The 26,504-nt window shown below is 70.5% G+C and carries 26 protein-coding genes and 2 pseudogenes; 12 read left to right on the top strand and 16 right to left on the bottom strand.

The window, feature by feature from the left end:
- The first annotated feature begins 3 nt into the window (after positions 1-3).
- On the top strand, positions 4-1,287 hold the full coding sequence (locus tag OHT51_RS01520; protein WP_328877032.1) for a wax ester/triacylglycerol synthase domain-containing protein: 1,284 nt from the start codon (positions 4-6) through the stop codon (positions 1,285-1,287).
- A 9-nt stretch (positions 1,288-1,296) separates the two neighbouring features.
- On the opposite strand, the gene OHT51_RS01515 is transcribed toward OHT51_RS01520, so the two are convergent.
- The 4 genes from OHT51_RS01515 to OHT51_RS01500 form a co-directional block, all read right to left on the bottom strand.
- The gene (locus tag OHT51_RS01515) at positions 1,297-2,367 is read right to left on the bottom strand and encodes a polyprenyl synthetase family protein (protein ID WP_328877031.1); all 1,071 of its coding nucleotides are present in this window, start codon (positions 2,365-2,367) and stop codon (positions 1,297-1,299) included.
- A 93-nt stretch (positions 2,368-2,460) separates the two neighbouring features.
- Positions 2,461-2,664: a hypothetical protein gene (locus OHT51_RS01510; protein WP_328877030.1), complete on the bottom strand. Its 204-nt coding sequence runs from the start codon at positions 2,662-2,664 to the stop codon at positions 2,461-2,463.
- A gap of 102 nt (positions 2,665-2,766) precedes the next feature.
- Entirely contained in the window at positions 2,767-3,537 is a 771-nt protein-coding gene (locus OHT51_RS01505; RefSeq protein ID WP_328877029.1) for a polyprenyl synthetase family protein, read from the bottom strand.
- 461 nt (positions 3,538-3,998) lie between these two features.
- The gene (locus OHT51_RS01500) at positions 3,999-4,862 is read right to left on the bottom strand and encodes a YhjD/YihY/BrkB family envelope integrity protein (RefSeq protein ID WP_328877028.1); all 864 of its coding nucleotides are present in this window, start codon (positions 4,860-4,862) and stop codon (positions 3,999-4,001) included.
- Positions 4,863-5,001: 139 nt separating this feature from the next.
- On the opposite strand from OHT51_RS01500, the pseudogene OHT51_RS01495 reads away from it, so the two are divergent.
- Positions 5,002-5,223: pseudogene (locus OHT51_RS01495) on the top strand (transposase); the annotation flags it as partial.
- Between the two features lie 26 nt (positions 5,224-5,249).
- On the opposite strand, the gene OHT51_RS01490 reads toward OHT51_RS01495, so the two are convergent.
- On the bottom strand, positions 5,250-5,798 hold the full coding sequence (locus OHT51_RS01490; RefSeq protein ID WP_328877027.1) for a DUF4262 domain-containing protein: 549 nt from the start codon (positions 5,796-5,798) through the stop codon (positions 5,250-5,252).
- A 187-nt stretch (positions 5,799-5,985) separates the two neighbouring features.
- Positions 5,986-6,921, bottom strand: a complete 936-nt coding sequence (locus tag OHT51_RS01485; protein ID WP_328877026.1) for a helix-turn-helix domain-containing protein — start codon at positions 6,919-6,921, stop codon at positions 5,986-5,988.
- Positions 6,922-7,049: 128 nt separating this feature from the next.
- Here OHT51_RS01485 and OHT51_RS01480 point away from each other — a divergent pair, with 128 nt between their 5' ends.
- A complete protein-coding gene (locus tag OHT51_RS01480; protein WP_328877025.1) occupies positions 7,050-8,093 on the top strand; it encodes a saccharopine dehydrogenase family protein in 1,044 nt (347 codons plus the stop codon).
- Positions 8,094-8,502: 409 nt separating this feature from the next.
- Here OHT51_RS01480 and OHT51_RS01475 read toward each other — a convergent pair whose 3' ends face one another.
- Entirely contained in the window at positions 8,503-9,459 is a 957-nt protein-coding gene (locus tag OHT51_RS01475) for a helix-turn-helix domain-containing protein (RefSeq protein WP_328877024.1), read from the bottom strand.
- A gap of 280 nt (positions 9,460-9,739) precedes the next feature.
- Here OHT51_RS01475 and OHT51_RS01470 point away from each other — a divergent pair, with 280 nt between their 5' ends.
- From OHT51_RS01470 to OHT51_RS01450, 5 genes are read left to right on the top strand one after another with little or no spacing between them, the layout of a single operon-like run.
- Positions 9,740-11,089 carry an ATP-binding protein gene (locus OHT51_RS01470; RefSeq protein ID WP_328877023.1) on the top strand — a complete coding sequence of 450 codons (1,350 nt, stop codon included), beginning with the start codon at positions 9,740-9,742 and terminating at the stop codon, positions 11,087-11,089.
- Positions 11,086-11,499: a roadblock/LC7 domain-containing protein gene (locus tag OHT51_RS01465; protein WP_221760357.1), complete on the top strand. Its 414-nt coding sequence runs from the start codon at positions 11,086-11,088 to the stop codon at positions 11,497-11,499. Before OHT51_RS01470 ends, OHT51_RS01465 begins: the two co-directional genes overlap by 4 nt.
- Positions 11,496-11,855 (top strand): DUF742 domain-containing protein, encoded by a 360-nt coding sequence (locus OHT51_RS01460; protein ID WP_184553954.1) that lies wholly within the window; start codon positions 11,496-11,498, stop codon positions 11,853-11,855. The genes OHT51_RS01465 and OHT51_RS01460 overlap by 4 nt, the downstream gene beginning before the upstream one ends.
- Positions 11,833-12,471, top strand: a complete 639-nt coding sequence (locus OHT51_RS01455; RefSeq protein WP_328419248.1) for a GTP-binding protein — start codon at positions 11,833-11,835, stop codon at positions 12,469-12,471. The genes OHT51_RS01460 and OHT51_RS01455 overlap by 23 nt, the downstream gene beginning before the upstream one ends.
- Positions 12,468-13,817 carry a cytochrome P450 gene (locus OHT51_RS01450; protein ID WP_328877022.1) on the top strand — a complete coding sequence of 450 codons (1,350 nt, stop codon included), beginning with the start codon at positions 12,468-12,470 and terminating at the stop codon, positions 13,815-13,817. The genes OHT51_RS01455 and OHT51_RS01450 overlap by 4 nt, the downstream gene beginning before the upstream one ends.
- Here OHT51_RS01450 and OHT51_RS01445 read toward each other — a convergent pair whose 3' ends face one another.
- Positions 13,818-15,059, bottom strand: coding sequence for a cytochrome P450 family protein (locus OHT51_RS01445; protein WP_328877021.1), 1,242 nt, complete (start codon positions 15,057-15,059; stop codon positions 13,818-13,820).
- A 180-nt stretch (positions 15,060-15,239) separates the two neighbouring features.
- On the opposite strand from OHT51_RS01445, the gene OHT51_RS01440 reads away from it, so the two are divergent.
- Both OHT51_RS01440 and OHT51_RS01435 read left to right on the top strand, forming a co-directional pair.
- Positions 15,240-15,638, top strand: a complete 399-nt coding sequence (locus tag OHT51_RS01440) for a hypothetical protein (protein WP_328877020.1) — start codon at positions 15,240-15,242, stop codon at positions 15,636-15,638.
- Positions 15,639-16,072: 434 nt separating this feature from the next.
- Positions 16,073-16,447 carry an AMP-binding protein gene (locus tag OHT51_RS01435; RefSeq protein ID WP_328884203.1) on the top strand — a complete coding sequence of 125 codons (375 nt, stop codon included), beginning with the start codon at positions 16,073-16,075 and terminating at the stop codon, positions 16,445-16,447.
- On the opposite strand, the pseudogene OHT51_RS01430 reads toward OHT51_RS01435, so the two are convergent.
- The 5 genes and pseudogenes from OHT51_RS01430 to OHT51_RS01410 all read right to left on the bottom strand — a co-directional run.
- Positions 16,436-16,965 (bottom strand): annotated as a pseudogene (locus OHT51_RS01430) (NADP-dependent oxidoreductase); the annotation flags it as partial. The gene OHT51_RS01435 and the pseudogene OHT51_RS01430 sit on opposite strands and share 12 nt — an antisense overlap.
- A 47-nt stretch (positions 16,966-17,012) precedes the next feature.
- Entirely contained in the window at positions 17,013-18,332 is a 1,320-nt protein-coding gene (locus OHT51_RS01425) for an aldehyde dehydrogenase family protein (protein ID WP_328877019.1), read from the bottom strand.
- A gap of 83 nt (positions 18,333-18,415) precedes the next feature.
- Positions 18,416-19,120, bottom strand: a complete 705-nt coding sequence (locus tag OHT51_RS01420) for a type 1 glutamine amidotransferase domain-containing protein (protein ID WP_328877018.1) — start codon at positions 19,118-19,120, stop codon at positions 18,416-18,418.
- A gap of 111 nt (positions 19,121-19,231) precedes the next feature.
- Positions 19,232-20,158, bottom strand: coding sequence for an NADP-dependent oxidoreductase (locus tag OHT51_RS01415; RefSeq protein ID WP_328877017.1), 927 nt, complete (start codon positions 20,156-20,158; stop codon positions 19,232-19,234).
- A 61-nt stretch (positions 20,159-20,219) separates the two neighbouring features.
- Positions 20,220-21,707, bottom strand: a complete 1,488-nt coding sequence (locus OHT51_RS01410; RefSeq protein WP_328877016.1) for an MFS transporter — start codon at positions 21,705-21,707, stop codon at positions 20,220-20,222.
- Between the two features lie 148 nt (positions 21,708-21,855).
- Here OHT51_RS01410 and OHT51_RS01405 point away from each other — a divergent pair, with 148 nt between their 5' ends.
- Positions 21,856-22,323 (top strand): MarR family winged helix-turn-helix transcriptional regulator, encoded by a 468-nt coding sequence (locus OHT51_RS01405; protein ID WP_328877015.1) that lies wholly within the window; start codon positions 21,856-21,858, stop codon positions 22,321-22,323.
- Between the two features lie 490 nt (positions 22,324-22,813).
- On the top strand, positions 22,814-23,473 hold the full coding sequence (locus tag OHT51_RS01400) for a TetR/AcrR family transcriptional regulator (RefSeq protein WP_328877014.1): 660 nt from the start codon (positions 22,814-22,816) through the stop codon (positions 23,471-23,473).
- On the opposite strand, the gene OHT51_RS01395 is transcribed toward OHT51_RS01400, so the two are convergent.
- From OHT51_RS01395 to OHT51_RS01385, 3 genes are read right to left on the bottom strand one after another with little or no spacing between them, the layout of a single operon-like run.
- The gene (locus OHT51_RS01395; protein WP_328877013.1) at positions 23,457-24,824 is read right to left on the bottom strand and encodes a phenylacetate--CoA ligase family protein; all 1,368 of its coding nucleotides are present in this window, start codon (positions 24,822-24,824) and stop codon (positions 23,457-23,459) included. The genes OHT51_RS01400 and OHT51_RS01395 overlap by 17 nt on opposite strands.
- Complete coding sequence (locus OHT51_RS01390) at positions 24,821-26,230, bottom strand: carboxylesterase/lipase family protein (protein WP_328877012.1); 1,410 nt, start codon at positions 26,228-26,230, stop codon at positions 24,821-24,823. Before OHT51_RS01390 ends, OHT51_RS01395 begins: the two co-directional genes overlap by 4 nt.
- Positions 26,173-26,481 carry a carboxylesterase family protein gene (locus OHT51_RS01385; protein ID WP_328877011.1) on the bottom strand — a complete coding sequence of 103 codons (309 nt, stop codon included), beginning with the start codon at positions 26,479-26,481 and terminating at the stop codon, positions 26,173-26,175. The genes OHT51_RS01390 and OHT51_RS01385 overlap by 58 nt, the downstream gene beginning before the upstream one ends.
- Positions 26,482-26,504: the final 23 nt, after the last annotated feature.

Raw genomic sequence — 26,504 nt, 5'->3', positions numbered from 1 at the left:
GGCATGAACCCATTCCCGGCTCCCAGTCCCGCCGATCTCGTACTGGTCAAGGCTGAAGAGCTTGCGGAGCATCCGGACGCCAACGCGAGGATCGGGGCGGTACTGCACCTGACCGGCGCTGTGCCCGATCTCGCCGGCCTGCGCGCGTACGTCACCGCGCGTCTGGACGGCCTGCCCTGTCTGACGCACGTCCTGACCGGAAAGGGGCCGACCGCACGGTGGATGCCAGCGGACCCGGACATGACCCGGCACATCCGCGCCCAGCACGTCGGCGGCGATCCGGAGGCTCTCGAGACGGCAGTGCGTCGTGCGCTGCGAGAGCCGTGGCCGGAGGAAGCCCCGGCCTGGCGCATGATCCTTCTGCACGGTCACGTGCCCGACGGGTTCGCTCTGCTGTATCTCAGCCACCACGCCGTTCAGGACGGCGCCAACATCGTCGCGGTGGTGGATGCGCTGTTCGGTCCGCGCCCGCTGACTCAACAACTCCCCGCGCCCGCCCGGGACGCCTCCCAGACCCCACGGGCCGGCCTGCTCCAAACCGCCCGCAGCACCGTGACTCTGCTGCGCCACGCGCGCCAACACCGCCTGTGGCAATCCACCTCGCATCCGCTGTCGAGCCGCCGCCACCTGCTGTGGACCCAGGCACCCTCCGCCGGTCTGCGCGCCGCGGCCCGCGCCGGTGGGGCCAGCATCAACGATGTCTACCTCACCGCTGTGGTCCACGCGATCACCCAGTGGGCCAAGGACGCTTGGCCCCGCGCCACAGGCACGACGATCCCTGTGATGGTCCCCGTCAACGTGCGCACGCCCGACGAAGTCGCGGCCCCCGGCAACCGGCTGTTCCTGACCCGGATCGATCTGCCCGGCGGCACCATGCCGGTGAACCGGCGCCTGGCACGCACGCGGGCCGTCACCTCTGTGCTGAAGTCCGCCGGACACAAGACGGTGCTCAGAGCGGCCCTCACCCGACTTCCCCGGCGGCTGCTCCAGCTCCTCGTGGACGCGAGCACCGTCCCGGGCCGGCTCACCATCTGCGCCTCCTACCTCGTGGTGCGTCAGCCTCTGCACTACGTCGAGGCGGCAGTGCACCGCATCGACCCCATCATGTGCTGCCCGCCCGGCGTCCCCCTGGCCGTCGTGGCGGCGACATACGAAGACACCACCAGCGTCTCCTTCCGCATCGACACCGCGCTTCCCGGCGCCGAAAGCCTTCCCGAACGCTGGCGCCAGGCCGTCACGGAGCTGACGCGCTCGACCCCGCCTGGGCAGCACCCCGTAGGCGCCTGAACGGGCCGGTCACGAGATGCGGTTGACGCTCCACAGCGGCATATGTTCGAAGAAGGCGACCGCCTCCTCCCGCCACCGTGACCGCCAGCCGGCGGCCACCTCGGTGGCCTGCTCCGCACAGCGGCGCATGTCCGCCTGCATCCTGCCCGGCACACCACGGCGCTCCCCGATCTCCCTGACGGCGGCGATGGTCTCCGGCGGGCAGGACGCGTTGCCGAGCGCGGCCTCCACCACGCGACGCTCGGCGTCGTCGCCGGCCGCCAGCAAGACACTGACCGTGTAGCTGTGCTTGCCGTCGCGGATGTCGGTTCCGGTCGGCTTGCCCATGACGGACGCGTCCCCGAACAGATCCAGGTAGTCGTCTCGCATCTGCCCGCAGATTCCCACCAGCCGCGCATACTCCCGCAGCTCCTTGTCGAAGAGAGCCGGCTGCTCGCCCGCGGCCAGGAGCCCGAGCTGCAGGGGCGCAAGAATCGAGTAGCGGGCTGACTTGTAGTCGGCCACGCAGTGCAGGACCTCCTCGCCCGGCGCGGCGGCGAAGTCGCGTTCCAGGTCGACGATCTGACCGACGAACGTGTCGGCCGCCGCCCGCGTCTGCACCTCGACCATGGCCTGCCGCACCGCCACAGGCACCTTCGCGTCCAGCAGCACCTGCAGCGACAGGGCGAGGGCGAGGTCCCCCGCGAGCACGGTCAGACCAAGGGCCGCCTGCGGCTGGCCGGGGAACCGCTCACGGTAGGCGTAGTAAGTGGACGGGCCGCCGCGGCGGGTGGGGCTGTCGTCGATGAGATCGTCGTGCACCAGGCCGTGGGTCTGCAGCAGCTCGACACTCAGCGCCGCAGCCTCCAGCCCCTCGACCGGCTCGTCCGTCACCAGACGCGCCGCCTCATGCACCAAAACGACCCGCATCCGCTTCCCGCCCCGCAAGGACAACTCCCGCAGCAACCGCAGGCACTCCGGAGTGAAACGGCTGAACGACGGCGCATCCAGCCCGGCGCTCAACGTGTCGAAGTACTCCTCGAAGAGCGTGTTGAACCAGCGCTCATATCCGGCGACACGATCGAGAACCTGCTCGGTCATCACGAGTTCTTCCTGCTCGGGGGCGGGTGACACCGCTGTAGACGTGCGACGGCTGACGTTTGGTGCCCTGGGGCCGCGGTCGCAGCAGGGGGGTCAGGAGGTGTACTGGGTGGCCTTGACCGCCAGCCCACGCAGAGCACGATCTGCGGCCGGCGGGAAGCCGGCCTGGTCCAGGACGCGCAGGACGTGTTCGTAGCGGGAAGTGATCATCCGCTCGGTCTCCTCGCGTGCCCCCGTCGCGAACAGGATGTCCCGGATCTCCGCCGCTTCACGCTCCTCCAGGTCGGCCCGGCCCACCAGACGGTCAAGCCGCGCCCGCTGGACCAGGTCAACATTCTGCAGGCCCAGGGCCAGCAGAACGGTCCGCTTGCCCTCCCGCCGGTCGCTCAGGCCCGGAGCTCATGTGCCGTCCGGGCTTCCGAATACGTCCAGCAGGTCATCCCGCAGCTGGAACGCCTCCCCCAGCGGCAAGCCCAGCCCGGTGAAGACCTCCATCGCGGCCTCATCGGCCCCGGCGACCGCAGCCCCCAACTGCAGGGGCCGCCCGATAGTCGCAGTGGCGGTCTTGTAGCGGATAACCCGCAAGGCCGCCTCGACGTCGTCGGCGCCACGGCCCGTGCCCATGACGTCCAGGTACTGCCCGTACATCACCTCTTCCAGCATCGCGTCATACAGCCCATGGACCAGCCGCTGTCGGCCGGACTCGATCGGAGCGGTGTGCAGCAGCTCCTGCGCCCACATCAGGGCCAGGTTGCCCACCAGCAACGCGCCGCCCGCACCCAGCCGCTCGGCCCGCTCGCCGGCTCCCAGCCGGGCACGCATCGCACGGTGGACCGCGGGCCGCCCGCGGCGGCTGGCCGAGTCGTCCATGATGTCGTCGTGGATGAGCGCGAAGGCCACGAACAACTCCAGCGACGCCGCCACCCGAACCGCCGATGCCACATCGCCATGGCCACCGGCGGCATGCCAGCCCACCACGCACAAAAGCGCCCGGATCCGCTTCCCGCCAGCCGCCAGGAAGTCGCGCACGGTCTGCACCACCCCCGGCGGATGCCCCCGGCCGGCCGCAGCACGAACCTTCTCGGCCAAGAAGCTCTCAAGCACCGCGTCAACCTGGCGCTGCACCGCGCGCAGATCGATCGCTTGCGCGTCGACCACACCCGACGTCACGACTCACCAGTCCCGACCAGGGCAGCCAGCCTCATGGGAACGGACGAGAATGGGCGATGGCTGCCCCCTGACTCAGGGCTCTGACGACAGCCGAGGCCGCTGACTGGCCGCGTCACCAATTTGGTCTGCATGATCCGTCCAACGACCCACACCGCTGAAGAGCACGCCCGGCATCGTCACCTCCCTGACTTCGACCATGGGCGGGGTCTATGGCCTGTACGGAGGTGGTGGCCAACTTCCAGAGCGACGACCAACTCGCCCGGACCCTCGCGGCGTCCGGCATCGCCGCGAGCAGTACACCGCATCTGCACGGCGCCAGGTACTCCGCCTCCGGCCGCTCGCGGGCCGGTACTGCTGCTGACCCTTGCGGCCTAGGGAACCAAGACAGGGGACTCAGATTGAGGTCCCACGCGCTCGCGCACTTGAAGTAGCGGGACATACTCACCAAGCTCCGCTTGGTGTCACCGTTCGCCTGGCACGGGCGGCCAGCGCCGCTCCAGACGCTCGTGGAAGAGCCGGCCGACCAGAGCCCCTCCGTACACCACGAAACCCACGCCGACCAGCCAGGACTGCAGAACCAGGACGGTACCGAACGGACCGTACGTCACCGTGTTCGACGCGATCAGCGGCGAGAAGACGTGCTGGGAGAAGATCCGCAGCCCGAGGAGCCCCAGCGCCGTCGCCGCGGCCCCCGGCACGAGCGCCCGCCAGCGGATGCGGCCGCAGAGCAGCAGCCGCTGCGACCACCAGAAGAAGACGAACGCGCCGACCACATCGACCCCGGCGACCAGCACCGACTTCACAGCGGACGCCTCCTCGGGGGTGGGCGCGGCGAAGAACAGCAGCAGGGAGCCGGTCAGTACGGCCAGCCAGACGAAATGGCGCCACATCGTGTGCCAGCGCGCCGCCGGCAGGGCCCACACCCGCTCGTACCCGGTCTGTACGGCCGCGCCGAAGGTCACACCGAACGCGGCCAGCGCGGCGAGTCCGAGCGCCGTGGTGCGCTGCAGGGCCTGCCCCGGCCGGCCGAACATCCGCTCGACCTCCTCCTGCGACACCTCCGACACACCGAGGCCCTGGACCAGCCACCTGGCGAAGCCCTGACCTCTCGCGAGGTCGGCCGCCGCGACGACGACCAACAACGGCAGCAGCGTGAGGAAGCTCAGCGCCGCGAAGCCCATGGCACGGTGCATCAGCTCCATCTCGCGCCCCCGGTTCCAGACGACCCCGATCCACGAGCTGAGCACCCACCGATGGAGCCGAGCGAACCAATGGCCGTGGTGCGCGGCGTGGTCGTCTTCCGGCGCACCGAATGTGAAGGGCATGTGCCGTCGACTACCCGTCCGTCGGGCGTGACCCGACGCGCTTGCCCCCGAACGGGTGTCCCTCTGCCGATCGTCGGCGGCCGGCCCAACAACGGGTCGATGGCGATCACCTCGGTATCTCCTCCATCGACGGCCCCACATTCCCAAGTGGATCGACGCAGTCGACGCCAGCCAGCTACCCGGCCTCACCGGCTTCGCACTGCGCCTGCACCGAGACTTCGACGCCGTGACAGCCGGGCTCACCCTGAACTGGAGTTCGGGCAGCATCGAGGGTGCCGTGAACCGCATCAAGAAGATCAAGAGGCAGCTCTACGGCCGAGCCGGATTTGAACTCCTCCGCAAAATGATCTTGCTTCAGTAGTCTGTCGCTGGTCGGCACGTTAGAGGTCAGAGTTCGGTCGTCCAGATCCCGACAGGGTGCTCACTCGGCGGCTGCCACAACTGAGGCTGGGAGTCCCGATGCTTCTCCTCAGCCTGCTCTTCCCAATGAAAGCGGCCATCCGCGTCGGGCCAGGCGACTTGCAGCACAGGGAAAGGGGGCCGCCGGTAGAACCCGATGGCCCGCCCGAAGAAGGTCCGGTACCAGCGGAGATCGACCTGCCTGAGCGCGACTTGCTGACCATCGACAACGTCAGATTGACTCTGGCCGTCAGCCAGGACAGCGTCGGCGGAGGACTTCGTCCCGAGTCTGTTGAGCATGCGGTGCGTGGCGTGAATATCGAGTCCGAACAGGGCGAGTTCAGGTGCCCCGTGAGTGTGTGCGCGGCCGATCGTGTAAGCGAAACCAGGACCGATCTCGTCCTCGGGAACCATTACGACGTGCCATCCATGCTGCTGCACATTCTCGATGATCGTCAGATCCATGCGGTCCGCTTCGTCCCGGTCACCGTATTCATGGCAGAGGACGCAGCGGCACTGGAACGGATCACGAGTCATGTGCAGAGGCTACGAGGCAAGCGTTTGATTCGGACAGCGGGGTTTCGAACGAAACCGTCATCCTCAGTGACCGCTCCCCAAGATCTGTGCCAGAACCGAGTTTGGGCAGCGTTGTTCACCACTTCGGACAGCACCGTGCCTTGGCACTGTTCGATTGGCCGCCGGGGTCTTGGAACTACTCCTTCAGTCAGAGACGGAAGGTGCGGCGGTAGGTGTCGGGTGGGACGCCGACGCTGCGGTGGAAGTGGCGGCGCAGGGTGGTGGCGGTGCCCATGCCGGTGGCCGCGGCGATGGTGTCCACGGTGGCGTCGGTGGTCTCCAGTAGTTCCTGGGCGTGGCGAATGCGCTGGGTGTGGAGCCATTGCAGTGGTGTGGTGCCGGTGAGGTGCTTGAAGTGGCGGCCGAGGTGACGGGAGCTCATGCGGGCCTGGCGGGCCAGGTCCTCCACGGTCAGCGGCTGGTCCAGCCGCTCAAGCGCCCAGGGGAAGAGCTCACCCAGGGGGTGGTTGCCTGGAGCGGGGATGGGGGTGGCGATGAACTGGGCCTGGCCGCCGTCGCGGTGGGGTGGGATGACCAGGCGTCGGGCGATCTTGTTGGCGTTGGCCGAGCCGTGGTCGAGGCGGACCAGGTGCAGGCACAGGTCCATGGCGGCGGCCTTGCCCGCGGAGGTGAGGACGTCGCCGTTGTCGACGTAGAGGACGTCCGGATCGACGGTGGCCGCCGGGTGCCGCCGGGCCAGTTCCCGCGTGTGGGCCCAGTGTGTGGTGGCGCGCTTGCCGTCGAGCAGTCCTGCCGCGCCCAGGACGAAGGCGCCCGTGCACAGTGAGGCCACGCGCGCACCGGCCGCGTGGGCCGCACGCACCGCCTCGACCAGCTCGGCGGGCGGGTCGCGGTCGGTGTCGGCCCAACCAGGGACGATCACGGTGTCCGCGTGCGCGAGGTGGTCGAGTCCATGGTCGGGTTCCAGGCGGAAGCGGCCGACGTGCACCGCACCGCTCCCGCAGAGGGAGAAGTCGTACCAGGGGTCCACGATGTGGGTCAGGTCGGCTCCGAAGACCTCGACGGCCACGGACAGTTCGTAGTGGAGCATGCCGTCGGTGACGGCCAGTGCAACAGCGGTCATGTCCGAAACTGTACGCGGCATGTCGTTTCCGACGCTCGCGCGGGGTGGTGCCGGAGGGACAGAGTGTGGGTGTCAGGCCGCAGCGGATGGACCTCGCGGCGGGCGTTCGAGTACACGGGAGCAGTCTCATGGGGTCAGGTCAGCTGGTGGCGGTGTTCGGGGCATACGGTCACACCGGGCGGTTCGTGGTCGCGGAGTTGGCCGCGCGTGGGTTCGTCCCGGTGCTGTCCGGGCGCAATGCGCGGGCCTTGGAGGAGGTGGCCCGCGAGCACGGGCTGGAGGCCCGGGTGGCCTCGGTCGACGACCCGGACTCGCTGGACCGGGCCCTGGCGGGAACGGCCGCGGTCATCAACTGCGCCGGCCCCTTCGCATCGACCACCGGCCCCGTGATCGAGGCCGCACTCCGCGCGAAGATCCCCTACCTGGACGTCGCCGCCGAGCTTGAGGCCAACCTCGACACCTTCGCCCACTACCGCGAGCGGGCCCGGGAGGAGGGAGCGGTGATCGTCCCGGCCATGGCCTTCTTCGGCGGCCTCGGCGACCTGCTGGCCACCGCGGCGATGGGCGACTGGACCGAGGCCGACGAAGCACACATCGCCTATGCGCTCAGCAACTGGCACCCCACCGCCGGTACCAGGCTCTCGGGCGCGGTCTCCCGCGAGCGACGCGGCGACCACCGCCTGCGCTACAGCGGCGGACAGTGGGAGCACCGCACCGACGCCGCGCCCACCCTGGAGTGGACCTTCCCGGAACCGATGGGGCCCCGGCCGGTGATCGGGGAGTTCACGATGGCGGACGTCGTCACCGTCCCCCAGCACCTCTCCATCCCCGACGTGACCACCTATATGACCGCCGAGGCCGCCCGAGACGTCGCCGCCCCCCACACGCCGGCCCCGACCGCCACCGACGAGAGCGGGCGCTCGAACCAGACTTTCCTCGTCGACGTCATCGTCCGCTCCGGTGGGGCCGAACGCCGGGTCACAGCCAGTGGCCAGGACATCTACGCCGTCACCGCGCCCCTCGTCACCGAGGCCCTTGAGCGTGTCCTGACCGGCCGCACCAAGACCGTCGGGGTCGTCTCCGCCGGCGAGATCTTCGACGCCCCCGACTTCCTGCACGCGCTCGACCCGCACATCACACTCGACGTGCACCCGCAGAAGCAGAACGTCTGACCCGAGCCATCGGCCCGGCCGTCGGGCGCGCGCCCTCAACGAGCCGTGACGGCATGGGTGTCGGCGTGCTCGTTCGAATCCCTCACCTTCACCCGCAGACGTAGCCCGGCACGACCGCGCTCATGACGAGCATGTGGTGGCCGCAGGTGTGCAGGGCTGCGGCGAATGCGTTCTGGGCGAGCGTCGCCCAGTTCGCCTACGGTCCAGCGGTTCGCTTGGCAAGCCATGAACGGTGTCAAGGGCACTGGCTGGTTCGCGGACGCAGGGGCTCCTGATGTGCGCGGGCAACCGGAAAGCACGCGGCCCCGGCAGGGGTCTTCGGCAAGAGGCCTGGCAGGCGGCACACGTTCCGGGACTGCCGGCTGCCCGGTGTACGGGAGAGTCCGTCGGCCGACCGGTGCGGGCAGGATCAGCGGGCCTTGGAACGCATCTCCCGGGGGCCTACCCCGAAGCGTCGTCGGAAGGCCGTGCTCATAGTGCTCGCCGAGGAGAAGCCCGAGGCGTACGCCAGGTCCGTGATCGTCATGTGCTCGAAGTCGGCGCGCAGGAGACGCTCGCGGACCAGACGCAGGCGCTCCTCGCGGATCAGGTCGCGGGGGGTGGTGCCCACGTGCTGGAGCGCGAGCTGGATCTGCCGGAGGGACCAGCCGAGGGCGCGGGCCATGGAGGCGCCGGACAGGTCGGGGTCGGCCGCGTGATCGCGCACGTGGCGGCGGACCATCGCCTCCACCTCGGTCAGATGGCCGGGGGCGTCGGGGCGGTCGTCGCCGCAGGCGAGCATGCACAGCAGCTCGACTACGCGATCGCAGACGGCGTCGAACTGTGAGGTGGTGAGGTGGCCGCGTTCGGCGTTCAGACCGCGCACCATGGAGTGCACCACGCGACCCAGACCCTTGGTCAGATCGAGCCCGGTGGCCAGCGATGCCTTCCGGTTCAGCGGGCCGTCGATCTCCTGAGCCGGGATCGACATGATGACACCGCGCAGGGACGCACCGTGCAGGAGCTCGAAGGGCGCACCGAGTGTGAGCAGGCTGCCCGTGCCCGGCGTCAACCGCACCTCCTGGTCGTCCTGCCGCAGTAACAGTTCGCCGGCCAGCGGGAAGAGGAGCCGGTAGTCGGGGTCGGGCATCTGGCGGATCAGACCCGGTGTGCGGACGTACTCGATCTGGTCGCTGTGCCAGGTGACCACCTGGTAGCTGTCGCTGCGCTGCCGGATCATCTCGCCGCGGAAGACTTCGGCGCGCGCGTACCTGTAGTCCAGCCTGGTCTGGTACACCCCGACGCGCTCACTCCACAGATCGGTCTGCTCGCGTGCCTCGACCTCGGCGGTCCTCGTCGTCTCCACGACGTAACTTCCCGTGGGCAACGCTTCCTCTTTTCTGCGACGTCTCTCGACGGCTCGAGAGCTGCCCGGACTCCCCGTGTTGGAGGGCTGCTGCTCCTCGTCAGGTTAGGGACCAGCAATCGGTTTCCGGAACTCGTCCCAGCCTTATTGGCCTGCGCCAAAGCCGAGCCGGTCGCGATCGGCACGTCCCACGAACGTGCCTGCGTCCCACGGCAACTTCCTTGCGCGCACGGACAAGTGCCGATGCGGACGCGCCGCTACCGTCGTGCGCTCGTCGACCGCCACTTGCTGTGAGGACTTGATGACGGAACAGATACCGGAGGCGGTGGTCTGGTGCCTGGCCGTGGGCCTGTTCGCCGTGACCGTGCTGCTGGTGCGCGAACGCGGCATCAGCGCACGGCAGCGCAGACGGAACGCCGAACTGGGGGACGGCCTTCGGACACGGGACGAGGAATTGCGGCACCTCGTCTCCGCCCGGCTGCCGACCCTGGAGGACGCGACCCACCAGCGGTTCCCGGCCGTCGGTCTGCTCGACACCCGGCTCGCCGACACGGAGTTCGCAAAGTGCCTCGACGTTGTTGTGGAGCGATTCGCCGGCGCCGTTGAGCACGCCCGGTTGCGCGCCGACCAGTCGGCGAAGGCCGCCTTGAAGGCGTCGATGCGCTCCATCCAGGCCTTGGCCAACGAACAGCAGGTGTCCATCGCCGAGATGCAGGACCGGCACGACAACCCCGGCGTGCTGAGCGACCTGCTCGAAATCGACCACGCCAACGCCCAGTTCGGCCGCCGTGCCCAGGCCATCGCAGTGCTGTGCGGCTCGTGGCCGGGCCGCCAGCGCGCCACCTCCGCGCTCGTCGAGGTCGTACGCGGCGCCACCTCCCGCATCCGCGACTACCGGCGCATCCGCATCAACGGCGAGGTCGACATCGCCGTGCGGAGCCGGGCGGTCGAACCGGTGGTGCTCGCGGTCGCCGAACTGCTCGACAACGCGGCACGTCACTCGCAGCCGGGCACGACCGTCGAGGTCACCGTCCAGCCGGTGCACAACGGCGCCTGCGTGGTGATCGACGACGCCGGGGTCGGCATGGACGGCCAGGCGGCCGCGCACGCCGCCGAACTGCTCGCCGGCACACACGCGGTGGACATCACCCGGCTCGGCGACCCGCCCCGCTTCGGCTTCGCCGTCATCGGGGCTCTCACCGAGCGCTACGGATTCAGCGTCTCCGTGGACACGCTCTCGCCGTACGGCGGTGTACGCGCGGTGATGTTCCTGCCGGCCGCCCTGCTCACGCACCTGGACGCCGCCTCTCACACGCCCGTGCCGTCCGCCGAACCGCCCGTGCCCACGTCCGCCGCCGTCCTCGCGCGCCCCCCGGCGCAGACGCACTCGCCCGGCACGGCCCCCACCGCCGACCCGGCCGCCCCCGACCCCGCACCCGAACCCGTGGAGGCGACCACGCCGGGCGGCCTGCCCAGGCGCCGTCGCCGCTCCCCGCGGCAACCGGCCCCACAGCCCGTACCGGCCGACGAGGTCGGCGGCCGCTCGGCCGAGGAGAACGCCCGGCGCATGGGCGCCTTCGCACGCGGCACCCGCTCCGGCCGGGACGCCCGGCACACGCTCCACGACGACGAAGGGAACAGCCACGAATGACCGGGCCCACCAACAACACATTGGGCTGGATGCTGGACGAGGTGCTGAAGGTTCCGCAGGCGCGTCACGCGATCCTGCTCTCCGCCGACGGCATGCTCCGCGCCTTCTCCAAGGAGATCGACCGGGACGACGCCGAACGGCTGGCCGCGGGCCTGTCCGGCGTCCAGTCGATCAGCCGCAGCACGGCCGAGTTCTGCGGCACCCCGCACACCCCGTGGCGGCAGACCATGATCGAGTTCGCGCACGGCTACGTCTTCCTGGTCGCCGCCGGCGAGGGCGCCTACCTCGCGGTCTCCACCGGCGAGGACGTCGACATGGAGGCGGTCACCTACCGCATGCACAAACTCGTCGACCGGCTCGGCAAGGAGCTGACCAGCCCCGCCCGGCAGGACACCGGCAGCCCGGCATGACACCCCGGCGCCGTCCCACAGACCGGCTGGTGCGGTCGTACGTCGTCACGGACGGCCGCGCCCACCCGACCCGTAACACCCTGGACCTGGTCACGCTGCTGATCGCGACCGACGATCTGCCGTTGACCGGACTCAACCCGGAAAAGCGCAGGCTCATGGAGCTGTGCCGGCCCGGAGCCCTGTCCGTCGCCGAGGTGGCCGGCCATCTGTCGCTGCCGGTCGGCGTGGCCAAAGTGCTGATCGCCGATCTCATGGACAGCGGCCACATCGTCACCCGCGCGCCGATCCCCGCCGCCCGGCCGACCGACGCCCGAATCCTCCAGGAGGTGCTCGATGGACTCCGCGCCCGCCTCTGACGACGTCTACCTGCGGCCCAGCGTGCAGACCGCGGTCAAACTGCTGATCGTGGGCCACTTCGCGGTCGGCAAGACCACGTTCGTGGGCACGCTCTCCGAGATCCGGCCCCTGCGCACCGAGGAGGTCATGACCGAGGCCGGCGCCCTCGTCGACGACCTGGCGGGCATGCGAGACAAGACGACCACCACGGTCGCGCTCGACTTCGGCCGGCTCACCCTCAACGACCGCTTGGTGCTCTACCTCTTCGGCACCCCGGGCCAGCAGCGCTTCACCCGGCTGTGGCAGGACATGACCCAAGGCGCGCTCGGCGCGCTCGTCCTCGCCGACACACGCCGCCTCAGCCAGTCGTTCGAGGTGATGGGCGTGCTGGAGGAGCACGGGCTGCCGTACGCGGTCGCCCTGAACCAGTTCCACGACGCCCCCGCGTATGAGCTGGATGAGGTGCGCGAGGCCCTCGACCTGCTGCCCGAAACCCCGCTCGTCCGCTGCGACGCCCGCGACCGGGTGTCGTCCACGCGGGCACTCATCCGTCTTGTCGAGTACCTCCTGACCCTTCCGCCCTCCCGGCTTCGCTCGAGCGAGGGGACCCCCGACGGCCACCTGGAGCACGCGTGACCTCCGTACCGCCTGTACCGCCGCCGGGCTGTCCCGCGCACGAGTCCCTCTACGGTCCCGAGTTCGCCGCCGACCCGGCAGCCGTCTACCGGCGGCTGCGCGACATCGGCCCCATCGCGCAGGTCGAGCTGGCGCCCGGCGTGCGGGCCTCGCTCGTCGTCGGATACGACGCCGCCCTGCACGTGCTGCGCAGCACCGAGACCTTCTCCAAGGACCCCCGCCGCTGGAAGGACCTCGCGGACGGTACCGTCCCCACGGACAGTCCGGTCGTGCCGATGATGATGTACCGGCCGAACGCGCTGTGGACCGACGGCGCGGAACACCGCAGGCTGCGCGGCGCGATCACTGACAGCCTGGCCCGGGTGGCCCCCGCCACCCTGCGCGGCCACGTCGAGGCGAGCGCGGACACGCTCATCGACCGCATCGCCCCGGCCGGGCGGGCCGATCTGCTCGGCGAGTACGCCCAGGTGCTTCCCCTGCTGGTGTTCAACCGTCTGTTCGGCTGCTCGGCCGACTACGGTGAGCGGCTGGTACAGGGGATGTCCGGGATCTTCGACGGAGTGGACGCCGAGAAGGCGAACGAACTGCTCGCGACGACGCTGTTGGACCTCGTCGCGCTGAAGCGCCGGCGGCCCGGGCCGGATGTGACGTCCTGGCTCATGGAACATCCCGCCGGGCTCACGGATGAAGAGATGGTGCACACCCTTGTCCTGCTCATGGGCGCGGGCACCGAACCCCAGCAGAACCTGATCGCCAACAGCCTGCGGCTGCTGCTGTCCGACGACCGGTTCGCGGGCAGCCTCGCGGGCGGCAGTCTGCCGGTGGAGGACGCCCTCGACGAGGTGTTGTGGACCGACCCGCCCATGGCCAACTATGCCGTGCACTACCCGATTCACGACGTCGTCCACGACGGGGTGGTGCTGCGGGCGGGGCATCCGCTCGTGGTCAGCCTCGCCGCGGCGAATACCGATCCCTCCCTGAGGACGGATCAGCGGGCGGGCAACCGCGCCCACCTGGCGTGGAGCGCGGGCCCTCACAACTGTCCGGCGCAGAGTCCGGCCCGGCTGATCGCGGCGGTGGCGGTGGAGAAGCTGCTCGATCGCCTCCCTGACGTCGAACTCGCCGTACCGGCCGAGGCGTTGGCTTGGCGACCGGGCCCTTTCCACCGCGCGCTGGTCGCGCTGCCGGTGACGTTCCCGCCGGCCACCGTCACCCCGTCCAGCGTCGGCGACGCGCCGCCCGTGGAGGGCGACGCGCCGACGCCCCGGCCGTCTGTGGTGCCCGAGGCCAGTGGCGTGCGGCGCGGATGGGCCGCCCGGCTGCTGGCGTGGTGGCGCGGCGAGTGATCAGGACAGGCGTACCGGAAGGGCACGGTGGCCGTTGGAGATGAAGGAGTCGACCGGCTCCAACTCGTTCTGGGACACGGCCAGTCGGAGTCCGGGGAAGCGGTCGAAGAGCGCCCGTAGCGCGATGTGGGCCTCGAGCCGCCCCAGCGGTGCGCCCAGGCAGAAGTGCACGCCGTGGCCGAAGGCGAGGTGTTCCTTGTCGATGCGGGTGACGTCGAAGCGGTCGGCGTCCTCGCCGTACTTGCCGGGGTGACGTCCGGCGGCCGCGTACGCGGCGAGGATGGTCTCGCCCTTGCCGATCACCACCCCGTCCGGGCCGCCGAACTCGCTCATCACGAGGTCGTCGACGGCGTACCGCAGCGGCAGGCTGGCGACGGGCGCCTCCACGCGCAGCGCCTCCTCGACCACGTCCTCCCAGGACACGCGGCCGGAGCGGACGTGGGTGAGCTGGTCCGGATGGGTCAGCAGGAGGTGGATGGCGTTGTCGATCAGGTTGACGGTGGTCTCGTGGCCGGCGCTGATCATGAGCACCAGGGTGTCGAGCAGTTCCTGCTCGCTCAGCCGGTTGTCGCCGTCGTCGCGGGCCGCGATGAGTGCCGAGGTCAGGTCGTCGCCCGGCGACCGCCGCTTGAGGGCGACGAGTTCACCCAGTGCCGCGTAGAACCGTGCGTAGTTGTCGGTGACTTCCTCCGGGGTGGCGGAGGTGTGGAAGACGCCGTCCACGACGGCCCGTAGCTCCGCGCCCTGTTCCTCGGGCAGGCCGAGGAGCTCGCTGATCACCTGGATCGGCAGCGGGTAGCAGAACTCCTCGCGTAGATCGACGATTTGGCCGTGCCGTCCGGCCGCCTCGACCCCGTCCAGCAGGGTCGCGGCGATCTCCTCGACACGGGGTCGGAGCGCCGTGGTGCGGCGTGCGGTGAATGCCTTGGAAACCAGGGCGCGCAGCCGTTTGTGCTCGCCTCCGTAGGCGGTGAACATGTTCTGCACCGCGACCCAGGTGAACAGCGGCCATTCCGGAGAGATCTCACCGTTGATCCACTGGGGCCAGTGCCGGCGCGGGTCCTTGGAGACGCGTGGGTCGGTGAGCAGGCGCTTGAGGAGGTCGGGACTGCTGACGGCCCATGCCTGGACGCCGTCGGGCAGTTCGACGGGGCTCACCGGTCCGAGGTCGCGTATCCGGGCGGCCTCGCCGTGGATGTCGCGGCCGGTCGGGTCGATCACTAAGGGGCGGGGGTGTCCCATGGAAGCCTCCAGACGCTCGCACATCGATACGACCCGTAAAGCTACTTGGACGTAGCGTGTCCGGGTGAGAGGCATCGCCGTGCGCTGCGCAGGGGGACAACTTCTCTGCGCGCGGAGGCAAGTTGGCGGTTCGCCGCCGCCCTACGGTCGGGATGTCGGATCGGAAAGCCGGTGAGGGTGATGACAGTCGGCAGGACCCCGTGGTGGATGCAGCCGGGCAGTGTCGAGGTGCGGATCGTAGCCGCGGGCGGCTGGTGGGACGCCGTACGGGTACCGCTCGACCTCGGGACCGACGCACTCCGGCACCTCGGCGACGAGACGGGAGCCGTGATCGCGGACGGTTTCAGCGGACGCCTGTACTGGCTGATTCCTCCCGGTTCGGCCGCCGACTGGCAGCTCCCACACGTGCGTGTCCTGGGCCGGGGCTGGCACGTGGCGATCCCCCCGCTCCACCGCGTCACGCGCCCCGGTCTGTACTGGCAGGTCCATCCGTCGCGCGGCCACGAGTGGACGAACACGCCCCGCCTGCACTCCGCCCTCCGCACGGCCCTCCTCCGCAGGAAGTCGCCCACCCTCTGACACCCGCCCCGGCCGAACCTGAGCCCGGCCGGGGCGGGATGCGCGGGGTGTCACGCACCCCCTCACCGGTGTCGCCGCCGCCTGATGCCGACCCCTCTCCGTCATTCCCGCGGAGTCGGCCAATGCACGTCGGCATACGGCTGCCAACGAGGGGACCCGTGCGAGAGGGCACTTGGGCGGACTGAAGCGGCGGCACAGAGGCCGCTTGCCCGGTCCACCTCCGCACCTCGGTCCGCCTCCGCACCGGCGCCACGGACCGCCAGGCCGAAGCGGACGGCGTCCGCCCGGGCCGCCGCGCCGCAACCGAACGGGATGGAGACCAGTCCGGCGGGCTGCATGGGGAACCAGGGAAAGTCGGCGTCCGGGCGCCTACCTGACCGGCACGGTGATTCCCGTGGACGGCGGGATCTCCGGGACGCGCTGACCGGTCGCAGGTGAAAGTGATCCGCGTTACGCGCAAGCCGCTCCACACTCTCCTGAAAAGGCGGTTCGGCGGCGATGAGCGGGTTCGACGACAGGCCGTGGACGGCGCAGTACACCGAAAGGCTGCGGGAGGTGGAACTGGTGCCCGCACCACGCTGGAGCTGCTGGCCGACGCGGTGGCCAACGCGCCGCAGGGCCCGGCCATCACCTACCTCGGTGGGACGCTGACCTACCGGGAAGTGGACGAGCTCACCGACGGGGTGGCGCACTACCTGCTCGAGAGCGGCTTCCGTCCCGGCGACCGGCCGGCGCTGTACCTGCAGAACGTTCCGCAGTTCGTTCTGGTTCAGTGCCTGGAAGGCGGGCGGCGCGGTCGTACCGCTTGACCCGATGTACCGGGACGAACTCGCGCACATCCTCACCGACGCGGAGACGAAGACGGTGTCGCCCTCGTGGAACTCCGCCATGCGCAGCAGGCCCGCATAGGCAGTCAGTCCGGCATGCCGAGGACACCGAGGTATGTGCTGAGCGGAACGTTTTGGGGGTCGACCGTCACGGTGGGCGCCGCGTCGAGGAGCGCGTACTCCCGTCAGCCGAGCCCGTGCAGGACGTGAGCACCCACGGCGAGGGTGCCGGCAGAGAAGTCATCGCCCACGACGACGACGCCGACCGCACCCCCGTCCGTCGGCTGGTTCAGCTGGAAGGGCGGGACGTAGGACTGCACCTCGTTCATCCGGCCGCGCATGTACGGGTCGACCGACAGGTGCAGGTTGCGTACGAGGATCTGACCGGAGCCGGGCTCGGCCACGGGAACCTCGCGCAGGGCGAAGTCCTGGGGCCGGGGCACACCGTTCGGGCGGGCGACCAGGTGCCAGTCGCGGCTGGTGCTGAGGAGAGCGCTCATGATGGGAATGTCTCTTTCCGCCGTGTTCACGCACGGCTAGGGGTGGATCAGCTGAGGGGCTTGGCGAGGACGGCCTTGCGGTGGCTGAAGGTCTCGATGGAGTAGCGGCCGTGGTAGCTGCCCATGCCGCTTTCGCCGACGCCGCCGAACGGCAGGTCGGAGATGGTGAGATGGGCCAGCGGCAGGCCGAACCCGAGGCCGCCGGAGGAGGTTTCGGCGGCGAGCCGCTCCCGGGTGGCGTCGGAGTCGGTGAACGCGTACAGGGCCAGCGGCTTGTCGCGGTCGTTGATGAAGTCGATGGCCTCGTCGAGCCCGGCCACCTCGACGATCGGGAGGATCGGGCCGAAGATCTCCTCCTTCATGACCGGCGCGTCCGGTGACACCTCGGCCAGGACGGTCGGCGCGATGTACTTCGTCTCACGGTCGTGCGCGCCGCCGGTGACCTGGCGGCCGGAGTCGAGGAGGGCGGTCAGCCGGTCGAAGTGGCGTTCGTTGACGATACGGCCGTACTGCGGGGAGGCGGCGGGGTCGGACCCGTACAGCCCCTCGATGGCCTTGGCCAGGGCGACTTCCAGAGCGCGTGCGGTCTCGGGGTCGGTGAGGACATAGTCGGGAGCGACGCAGGTCTGCCCGGCGTTGAGGAACTTCCCGGCCGCGAGGCGGGCGGCGACGGTGCCCAGGTCGGTGCCCCGGTCCACGAACGCCGGGGACTTGCCGCCCAGTTCGAGAGTGACGGGAGTGAGGTGCCGGGCGGCCGCGGCCATCACGATGCGGCCGACCGTGCCATTGCCGGTGTAGAGGATGTGGTCGAAGCGCTGCTCGAGCAGGGCGGTGGTCTCCGCAACCCCGCCTTCGACCACGGCGACCGCGTCGGTGTCGAGGTACTGCGGCACGAGGCGGGCGAGGGCGGCGGAGGTGGCCGGGGCCAGTTCGCTGGGCTTGGCGACCACCGCGTTGCCCGCGGCCAGGGCACCGGCCACCGGGGCCAGCAGCAGCTGAGCCGGGTAGTTCCAGGGGGCGATGACCAGTACGACGCCCAGGGGGTCGTACTGCGTCCAGGCCCTCGCCTCGCCGATGAACGCGGGGACGGAGGCCGGTTCGGGGCGCAGCCACCCGTCGAGATGCTCCAGAGTGTGGTCGATCTCGCGTATGACGAAGTCGATCTCCGTGCGGTAGGCCTCGGTGGAGTTCTTTCCCAAGTCGGCGTGGAGCGCCTCGGCGAATGTCTCCCCCTGCTCGGTGAGCAGGATACGCATCCGGTGCAGCTGCTCGGTGCGCCAGGCCATGGGCTTGGTCTTGCCGGCGCGGAAGGTGGCGCGCAGCCGGGCGACGAGCTCGGCGGGCTGCGCGGGCGCTGGGTTGTTCATGGTTCCCTCACAGGTGCGGTACGTGGACGGGGCGTTGTCGCCGCGCCGCGGGGTAGCTGGGGCGTCGGCGTCGGGCAAAGGGATCAGCCGTGGTTCAGGGTGTCGATGACGTTCCGGGCGAGCTGCTCGGAGGAGGCGGGGTTCTGACCGGTGTGCAGATTGCGGTCCGCCACGACGTGCTCGCTGAACGGGGCCGCGGCCTGGAAATCGGCACCCAGTTCCACCAGGCGGTCCTGGAGCAGCCACTTGGCCTTGTCGGCGAAGCCGGCCGTGGTCTCCTCGGTGTTGGTGAAGCCGGTCATGCGGTAACCGGCGAACGGCCAGCTGCCGTCCTGGCGCCGGGCGGCGAGCAAGGCCGCCGGGGCGTGGCACAGCACCGCGAGCGGCTTGCCGGAGTCCAGCGCCGCGGTGAGCAGGCGACCGGAGTCGGCGTTGACGACGAGGTCCTCCATGGGGCCGTGGCCACCGGGGTAGAGGACGGCGGCGTGCGCGTCGAGGTCGACCTCCTCGAGCTTGAGCGGGTTCTCCAGGTCGGCGCGGATGGAAGCCAGGTACGCGGCGATGGCGTCGGCCTGCTCCTTGCCGCCGGTGGACGCGGCGGCGAGGCTGACGGCGTCGACGGTCGGAGCCACGCCACCGGGGGTGGCGATGGTGACATCGAACCCGGCCTCGCGGAACAGCCGGTGTGGCGTGGCGAGTTCCTCGGCCCAGTAGCCGGTGGGATGCGGGGTGCCGTCGGCGAGCGTCCAGTGGTCGACGCCAGTGACGACGAACAGAATTGCGGTCACAGCTGTCTCCATGACAAGGGTGCTGCGCGGGTCGCGCGGTGGTGGGGGCCTGTTGGGGTGGGGCTTGTTGTCCGGCGGGGTGCCGGTGGTGGTGCGGCGGCGAGCGGTGGCTCAGGCGACGGCGATGACGATCTTGCCGCGGGTATGGCCCTCGCGGTTGAGGCGCTGGGCGTCGGCGGCCTGCTTGAGGGGGAACACTGCGGCCACGTCCACCCGCAGCTCCCCGCGCTCGGCGAGCTCGGTGAGAGCCTCCAGGTCCCTGGCGTCGGGTCGCACGAAGACGTACCCGCCGCCGAGGCCGAGCACGGCGCCGTCCACCGCCGAGGCCAGGCGGCCGCCCTCGGCGAGCAGCCCCGGCGAGACCTTCAGGGCGTCCCCGCCGACGAGGTCGAGGACGGCATCCACGCCCTGCGGCGCGAGGGCGTGGACGCGGTCGGTGAGGCCCTCGCCGTAGGCGACCGGCTCCGCTCTCAGCCCGCGCAGGTAGGAGTGGTTGTACTCACTGGCGGTGCCGATGACCTGGGCGCCGAGCGACCTGGCGATCTGTACGGCCAGCGAGCCGACGCCGCCCGCCGCGGCGTGCACCAGCACGGTGTCGCCGGACCGCACGTGCAGGGATCGAGTCAGCGCCTGGTAGGCGGTGAGGCCGGCCAGCGGGAGGCCGGCGGCCTCCTCGAAGGAGAGGTTGGCGGGCTTGCGGGCGAGCGTACGGACCGGGGCGGCGACGTACTCGGCGAAGGTCCCGCGGGAGACGAAGTCCTCACGGACGTAGCCGATCACCTCGTCGCCCGGAGCGAACTCGGTGACCCCGGCGCCGGTCTCCTCGACGACGCCCGCCACGTCCCAGCCGGGGATGACGGGGAAGACGGCCTCCATGACGGCGTCCAGGTACCCCGCCTGGATCTTCCAGTCGACCGGGTTGACGGACGCGGCCTTCACACGGACCAGCACGGTGTCCACGCCGAGCTTCGGGTTCGGCACATCGCCGTACTCCAGGACCTCCGGGCCGCCGTAGGTGCGGTAGGTGATGGCTTTCATGGTGGTGACTCCTTGGTTCAGTGGCGCAGCGGTGCAGTGGTGAAGATCGCGATGGGGCTCGTCAGGCAGCGGTGGTGGCCGGGGCCGGCTCTGCCGCGGGCAGGTGTTCCGTACGGGGCGCCTGCTGTTCCCGCTTGAGGCCGACCAGCGAGAGGGCCAGGACGAAGGCGAAGGCGATACCGGCGAGGGCGAAGCTCAGGATGAACTGGCTCTCGGCGGGCAGCGGGGGCACTCCGGCCGGAAGGTTCTCGATGGTCCTGGAGGCGAGCAGCGAGGTGATCAGCGCGCTGCCGATCGCGCTGCCGACGGACCGGGAGATGGAATTGATGCCGTTGGCGATGCCGGTCTGGTGGGGTGGCACCCCCGCGACGATGAGGGCGGGCATCGCGGCGTACCCGAGGCTGATGGCTGTGCCGACGGCCGTGCCGGCGCCGATCACCGAAGGGGTTGAGGAGTGTGCGGCGGCCAGCCAAGTGAAGCCGATGATGCCGATCACCGCGCTGAGGGCGAGGGTGAGGCGTGGTCCGAGCCTGCGGATCAGCAGGCCACCGAACTGGGAGGCGACGAGGGACGCGATCGTGCTGGGCAGCAGGTACTCGACGGAGGCGCGGAGAACGGAGGCGCTGAAGCCGTAGCCTGCGACGTCCCTCGGCACCTGCGCCAGGTAGGAGACGCCGAGGAACTGGGCGAACATCCCGAATCCCACGAAGAGGCCCGCGAGGTTGCTGAAGAGCACCGGGCGGTGGAGGAACATCCTCATGTCGACCATGGGTTCGCGGACCCGGCTCTCGGTGAAGCTCCAGGCCCCGGCCATGACGACCGCTCCGGCGAAGCTGCCCAGCGTACGGGCGGAGGTCCAGCCCCACTCGTGACCCTGGGAGATCGGCAGCAGGAGGAGAACCAGGAAGAGGCCGAGGGTGAGGGCGCCGAGTATGTCGGTGCGTCCGCCGGTCTTGGTGCGGCTCGCCGGCACGAGGAGCGCGACGGCCAGCAGGGTGACCGCTGCGAGGCCGGTGGCCAGCCAGAAGACGCGGTGGTAGTCGGCGTCCTCGCCGCGGGTCAGCAGACCGGTGGTGACCAGTGCGAAGCCGCTGCCGAACGCCAGGGTCCCGCTGACCAGCGCCATCGCTCCCGGCAGACGGCGGGCGGGGACCTCGTCGCGGAGCACCGACAGAGCGAGCGGGAAGATCGCGGTGGCGGCGCCCTGCAGCACGCGGCCGACGATCAGCCAGAGCAGCGAGTCGGTCGTGGCGGCCAGGACAGAGCCGACGATCATCACCGCCAGCACGCCGATGAGGGTCGGCTTCTTGCCGTGCTGGTCGCCGAAGCGGCCGAGCAGCGGGGTGAAGACGGCTGCCGAGAGCAGGGTCGCGGTGGTGACCCAGCTGACCTCGGCGGAGCTGGCGCCGAGGCTGCTCTGGATCAGGCCGAGGATCGGCACCACCAGTGTCTGCATCATCGACACGATCATCGCGGCGAGGCTCAGAGCAAGGATGACTGCGGTCTCGGCCCGGCGGCGGCCTGGCGGCGGAGCAAGGGGTTGTGACACGGGTGGCTTCTCCCATGCGGGGCGGGGCGTTGTGGCGGGAACCCGAGGGGGTCCCGGATTAGATGCTTGATGCAGCCAAGCAATGGCGAAGACAGTAAACCTCAAAGGTTGAGAACGTCAAACGTTGAGCATCGCCTACACTTGAGGCATGGCCCACACCCCCGCTCCGCCCGCCGACGGCTCCGCCGCGCAGGACAGCGATCCTGCCCACGACGCGCTCATGGAGCGCCTGGCGCGCGCCGCTGCTGGTTACTACCGGGACCTGACAGCGGCGGCCGCCATGCACGGGCTCACCATGACGCAGGCCAAAATGCTCATCCTGCTTCGGCAGCAACCGCTGCCCATGCGCGCCCTCGCAGGACGGCTCGCCTGCGACGCCTCCAACATCACCGGCCTCGTGGACCGGCTGGAGGCGCGTGGACTGGTCTCCAGACACGCCGACGCGGCCGATCGGCGGATCAAGAACGTGGTCGCCACCGAAGAGGGAAGGGAGGCAGTCCGCCTCATCCGCGCCGACATGCGGGCCACCTCGGCGGCCTTTGCACGTCTGGACGAGGAGGGCCGCCGCAGTCTCTACGAGCTACTGGGGCGCCTGCACCCCGAGGAGACAACCTGATGCGGGCTGGGTGCCGACCGCTGCATGTCAGCTCGTAGGCATGCAGCGGTTCGCCGGTCCACTGCGCAAGTACGCGCCCGACCGACCCGGCCAACCAGTTCAATGCCTACGGCTGGGCCGCCGCCTCCAGCCTGCACAAGGCCCTGGACACCAGCAAGTGACCAGGTGGCCGCTGACGCCGGCTTCGGCACGGCCGGGGACGCGGTCCGTAACCTCAGGGACGTCAAGGTGGACATGCTGCTGCCCGGTGTCACTCCCTCCACAGGGCCCGATGACGCCTTCCCGCTCGAGACGTTGCAACTCATGCGGTTCAAGGGGCGAGCGGCGGCTGCTGTTCGGCAAGCCGGTGGACACCTGCAAGGAGTTCGGTTCCCGGGCGAACCGAGCCGACGGGGGCGGTCCGAGTCGATGCCCGACAACCTGAGGACCGCCCCCGTCCCTTCCCCGCGCGCAGGTTCCGTCGGCCTGTGCTTCCTCTAGAGTCGGCCCTATGACGGAGGCACCGGCCCAGGCCCGCGGCGCGCGGTCCCGTGACGCGATACTGGACACCGCCGGCGAACTGATGTCCCGCTACGGCTACGCCGCCACCTCCATCTCGATGATCTCCTCCGCATGCGGGCTGCCGGTCAGCTCGATCTACTGGCACTTCCGCAGCAAGGACGGGATCTACGTCGCGGTGCTGGAGCGAGCCAGGACCGCGCTGCTGGCGGCCCTGCCCCCGGGCGAGGTGCCGGGCGCCGACGTCGCGCAGCGTCTGGACACCTTTCTCGCGCAGGTCGAGGACGCGTTCCGGCGTCACCCGCACGGTGTGAAGCTGCTGTTGGGGCTGGGCATGGTGCAGCAGGATGCCAGTGCGGCGGCCGTGGCCGAGGTACGTCACTACCGCGACGCGCTGGTCGTCTGGGCCCGGGATGCGGTCAGCTCCGTCTTCGCCTTGCGGGACCGCCCTGAAGTGGCGGACGAATTGGCGCGCTTCACGCTGAGGATGGCGAGCGGGACCGCCGTGGCCCGGTGGTTCGAGCCGGATACCGTCCTGGAGACCGGACCACTGCGCGTGGCGTTGCTGGCGCTGGCGGCCCACCACGGCATTCCGTTGCGGGGCGTCCCCGGCGAGGACGCCCCGTCGCGCGACGTCACGACCAGGGAATGACGACCCGGTACTTGCCGCCCGGAGACTGCTCGGGTGGCTCGTCGGCGCGTTCGACGTTCACCTGGCCCGCCCCGTGGGCGCTCAGCAGGTCGATCATCTCCTTTCGCACCGCCGCCCACAGCCGGCCCCGATCGGCTCCGGCGGCGGACCGGATCCGCACCCGGACACAGCTGGGCGCCGTCTGGACGATCTGGAACAAGTCGATGTCCGGGATGCTCTCCAGGAGGGTCTCGAAGGCCATGGGCACGATACGGACGCTGCCGCCGTCCCGACGCGGGAAGGACAGCAGGTCGGCCGCGCGGCCGCGGACCTTGATCGCGGGGAGCGGATCTCCGCACGGACACGCGTCCGGGCGCAGCAGCACGCTGTCGCCGAGGTCGTAGCGCAGGATCGGCTGCGCCCACCGGCACAAGCTGGTCAGGAGCACGGTGAAGGACTCCCGGCCCGGCGGGGTGGGGCGGAGGTCCGAGTCGACGGGCTCAAGGATCAGCCAGTCGCTGTGGACGTGGAGCCATCCGAACCCGCAGCCATAGGCCAGGGCGAGACTCTCGTTGCAGCCGTAGGTGTTGACCAGGCGTGCCCCGAAAGCGGAGCGGATCCTCCGGTGGTCGCGGTCACTGACGCCCTCGGCCAGCAGCGACACCACGGCCGGGGCGATGCACAGCCGGCCGGCCAGCTGCTCGCCGGCGAGCAGCGCGATCACAGTGGCGTAGCCGGCCAGGAACACCGGGCGGTACCGATTGAGCTGGTCCACCAGCTTGGGCAGCGGGCTGTGCGCCGACAGCACCCGGCTGCCCCGGGTGGACAGCCGACCGGCCGCGCGGGAGCGGGCGATGACGGCGTACGCGGCCAGATGACCGCTGGTGGCCACGATGTGCGCCGACCGCATGCGGCGAGCGAGCAGCCGGGCCGTCACCGAGGGAGTGAGGGACTGCCGAGCGGCCCGCAGCGACAGGGCCCTGATCACCGCCGCCGCGTGGTCGTCGAGCAGGAACAGGCCGCGGTGGCCGGTGGTCCCGGACGTGGTGGTGACCAGGTATCTGCCCAGGAAGCGTTCGCCGACCCGTCGGCGATCCGCGACGAAGGCCCGTAACCGGTCGAAGGTCACCTCGGGATCCGTGACCCAGTCGTCGAAGCGCGCCATCAGGTCCTGTTTGTGCGTGACCGGCAACAGGGCGGTTTCCTCGACGCGTTCGGGCAGAGTCCGGTACAGCTCGCGGTAGTACGGGGAGTTGGCGCGGGCGAAGTCGACCATCGAGGCCAGCCGCTCCCGCTGCCGGTGCGCCAGGGCGTCCGGGCCCTGCCGCAGGGTCCGGCGCCCGTCCCGGACCAGGGCGAAGGCCGATGTCATCGCTCGGCTCCTCGGGGACCGGGGGAGGGCTGCCAGAACGCGCAGTGGTGGTCGGCCGCGAACCCGGTGGTGGGTCCTACCCGGTCCGGCGTCAGCACCTGGATGCGGTCCTCGTCGGCCGTGTAGCGCGGCCAGGGCGGAGTCCCGGGCGCGTTGGGGTCGCCGGCGGCCGCGAAGCGGGCCCAGTAGGCGGTCATCGTGGCGGACAGCCGCTGCTGGGCGGGCGTCAGGGGCGGTACCGCGTCCATGGGGAAGAGATAGGCCAGTTCGGAGGCGTGGAAAGCACCCTGCGGCGTGTCCGGTGCCGGGATGAACGGCGGTGCCTGCGAGTCGTGGAACTCGTAGGCGTAGACGGGCGCCCGGTTGCCGTACAGCCGGCTGTCGGCCCGTGCGGGGCAGGCGAACCGCTGGTCCGTGCCGACGGCGGAGTACGCCAGGTTGGGGGAGGGATACGCCGAGGCGCTGTAGGTGTCGAGGACCGCGGCAGCACGGTTGCCGTGCTGGAGCTGGATGAGGGCGGCGTACGAGTCGGGGGTCAGCGGGCCGCCGCCGAGCAGATCCACGTACAGAGCGGTGAAGTAGCGGTACTCGTCGTGGGTGCTGCCGCTCAGCGTCGGGACCGCGTTCACTCGTCCATCGGCCCATGCCTCGTGCGGTGGCCGCGGCAGGACGTGTGGCCCGGTGTTCGGACTCCACAAGGACGAGGCCCCGGTACCGATGGGGCGGATGAGCTCGGTGACGGGCACGGTGCGCAGACAGGCCGTCGCGGTCGTCGGGTCCGTGCAGCCGACCGAGGTCGCGAAGTCGCTTCCCCTCCGCTCGGCCGCGTCGAGCGTGAGCGGGGTCAGACCGCCGTCCGCGGTGCAGCTTCCGCTCTGCTGGATCGCCCGGTGGAACAAGCCTTTCGCGGTCGGCGAGGCGATGTGGAGGCAGGTGTCCGCCGATCCGGCGGACTGGCCGCCGAGCGTCCCCCGGTTCCGGTCGCCGCCGAAGGCACCGATGTTGCGCCGTACCCAGTGCAGGGCGGCCTGCTGGTCCATCAGGCCGTAGTCGCCGGAGGCGTGGTCCGCGCTCTCGGCCGACAGGGCGGGGTGGGCGAGGAACCCCAGTGCTCCAAGGCGGTAGTTGACGGTCACCACGACCACGCCCCGTGGGGCAAGCGCGGCGCCGTCGTAGTCGCTGCCGGCGCCGTACGCGTTGGCGCCGCCGTGCAGCCACACCAGCACCGGGAGAGGCCGGCCGCTGGTGCGGGCGGGTGTGTGGACATTGAGGTACAGGCAGTCCTCGACCGTGCTGCCGGTGCGGTTGGACTCGCCGGGCAGGACGGGGCCACCGTCGGGGAGCAGCGTCAGCGGTAACTGGGGGCAGGGTGGGCCGGTTCGGTGGTGTCCCGTACGGCGGACCACCGTGCGGCGGACCGCGGCGGACGCCAGCGGAGCTCACCGGTCGGCGGGGCGGCGAACGGGATCCCCTGGAAGACCCGCCCGCCGTCATGGACGGCCGCGCCCCGCACCCAGCCCCGGTCGGTGCGCACGACCAGGGAGTCGGGGCCGGAAGCGGCGCGGGCAGTAGGCGGGGGAACGGTCAGTGACAGGAGCAGGGCCGCGGCGGCGGCTGCGGCGCGGGCCAGGGCGTGGCGCAGACTCGGGGCTCTCATCCGTCACTCCAGTTGCCGGTGCG

The sequence above is a fragment of the Streptomyces sp. NBC_00299 genome, from assembly GCF_036173045.1.
Lineage (GTDB): Bacteria > Actinomycetota > Actinomycetes > Streptomycetales > Streptomycetaceae > Streptomyces > Streptomyces machairae.
This window is presented reverse-complemented; position numbering and strand designations above follow the sequence as displayed.

Excerpts from the sequence above, each read along its gene's own strand:
- OHT51_RS01405 (WP_328877015.1), top strand. The coding sequence starts at position 21,856 with ATGGCCCACACCCCCGCTCCGCCCGCCGACGGCTCCGCCGCGCAGGAC.
- OHT51_RS01485 (WP_328877026.1), bottom strand. The coding sequence starts at position 6,921 with ATGACCGCTGTTGCACTGGCCGTCACCGACGGCATGCTCCACTACGAA.
- OHT51_RS01490 (WP_328877027.1), bottom strand. The coding sequence starts at position 5,798 with ATGACTCGTGATCCGTTCCAGTGCCGCTGCGTCCTCTGCCATGAATAC.
- OHT51_RS01445 (WP_328877021.1), bottom strand. The coding sequence starts at position 15,059 with ATGGGACACCCCCGCCCCTTAGTGATCGACCCGACCGGCCGCGACATC.
- OHT51_RS01515 (WP_328877031.1), bottom strand. The coding sequence starts at position 2,367 with ATGACCGAGCAGGTTCTCGATCGTGTCGCCGGATATGAGCGCTGGTTC.
- OHT51_RS01470 (WP_328877023.1), top strand. The coding sequence starts at position 9,740 with ATGACGGAACAGATACCGGAGGCGGTGGTCTGGTGCCTGGCCGTGGGC.
- OHT51_RS01465 (WP_221760357.1), top strand. The coding sequence starts at position 11,086 with ATGACCGGGCCCACCAACAACACATTGGGCTGGATGCTGGACGAGGTG.
- OHT51_RS01480 (WP_328877025.1), top strand. The coding sequence starts at position 7,050 with ATGGGGTCAGGTCAGCTGGTGGCGGTGTTCGGGGCATACGGTCACACC.
- OHT51_RS01425 (WP_328877019.1), bottom strand. The coding sequence starts at position 18,332 with ATGAACAACCCAGCGCCCGCGCAGCCCGCCGAGCTCGTCGCCCGGCTG.
- OHT51_RS01385 (WP_328877011.1), bottom strand. The coding sequence starts at position 26,481 with ATGAGAGCCCCGAGTCTGCGCCACGCCCTGGCCCGCGCCGCAGCCGCC.
- OHT51_RS01520 (WP_328877032.1), top strand. The coding sequence starts at position 4 with ATGAACCCATTCCCGGCTCCCAGTCCCGCCGATCTCGTACTGGTCAAG.
- OHT51_RS01395 (WP_328877013.1), bottom strand. The coding sequence starts at position 24,824 with ATGACATCGGCCTTCGCCCTGGTCCGGGACGGGCGCCGGACCCTGCGG.
- OHT51_RS01400 (WP_328877014.1), top strand. The coding sequence starts at position 22,814 with ATGACGGAGGCACCGGCCCAGGCCCGCGGCGCGCGGTCCCGTGACGCG.
- OHT51_RS01440 (WP_328877020.1), top strand. The coding sequence starts at position 15,240 with ATGACAGTCGGCAGGACCCCGTGGTGGATGCAGCCGGGCAGTGTCGAG.
- OHT51_RS01415 (WP_328877017.1), bottom strand. The coding sequence starts at position 20,158 with ATGAAAGCCATCACCTACCGCACCTACGGCGGCCCGGAGGTCCTGGAG.
- OHT51_RS01500 (WP_328877028.1), bottom strand. The coding sequence starts at position 4,862 with ATGCCCTTCACATTCGGTGCGCCGGAAGACGACCACGCCGCGCACCAC.
- OHT51_RS01455 (WP_328419248.1), top strand. The coding sequence starts at position 11,833 with ATGGACTCCGCGCCCGCCTCTGACGACGTCTACCTGCGGCCCAGCGTG.
- OHT51_RS01460 (WP_184553954.1), top strand. The coding sequence starts at position 11,496 with ATGACACCCCGGCGCCGTCCCACAGACCGGCTGGTGCGGTCGTACGTC.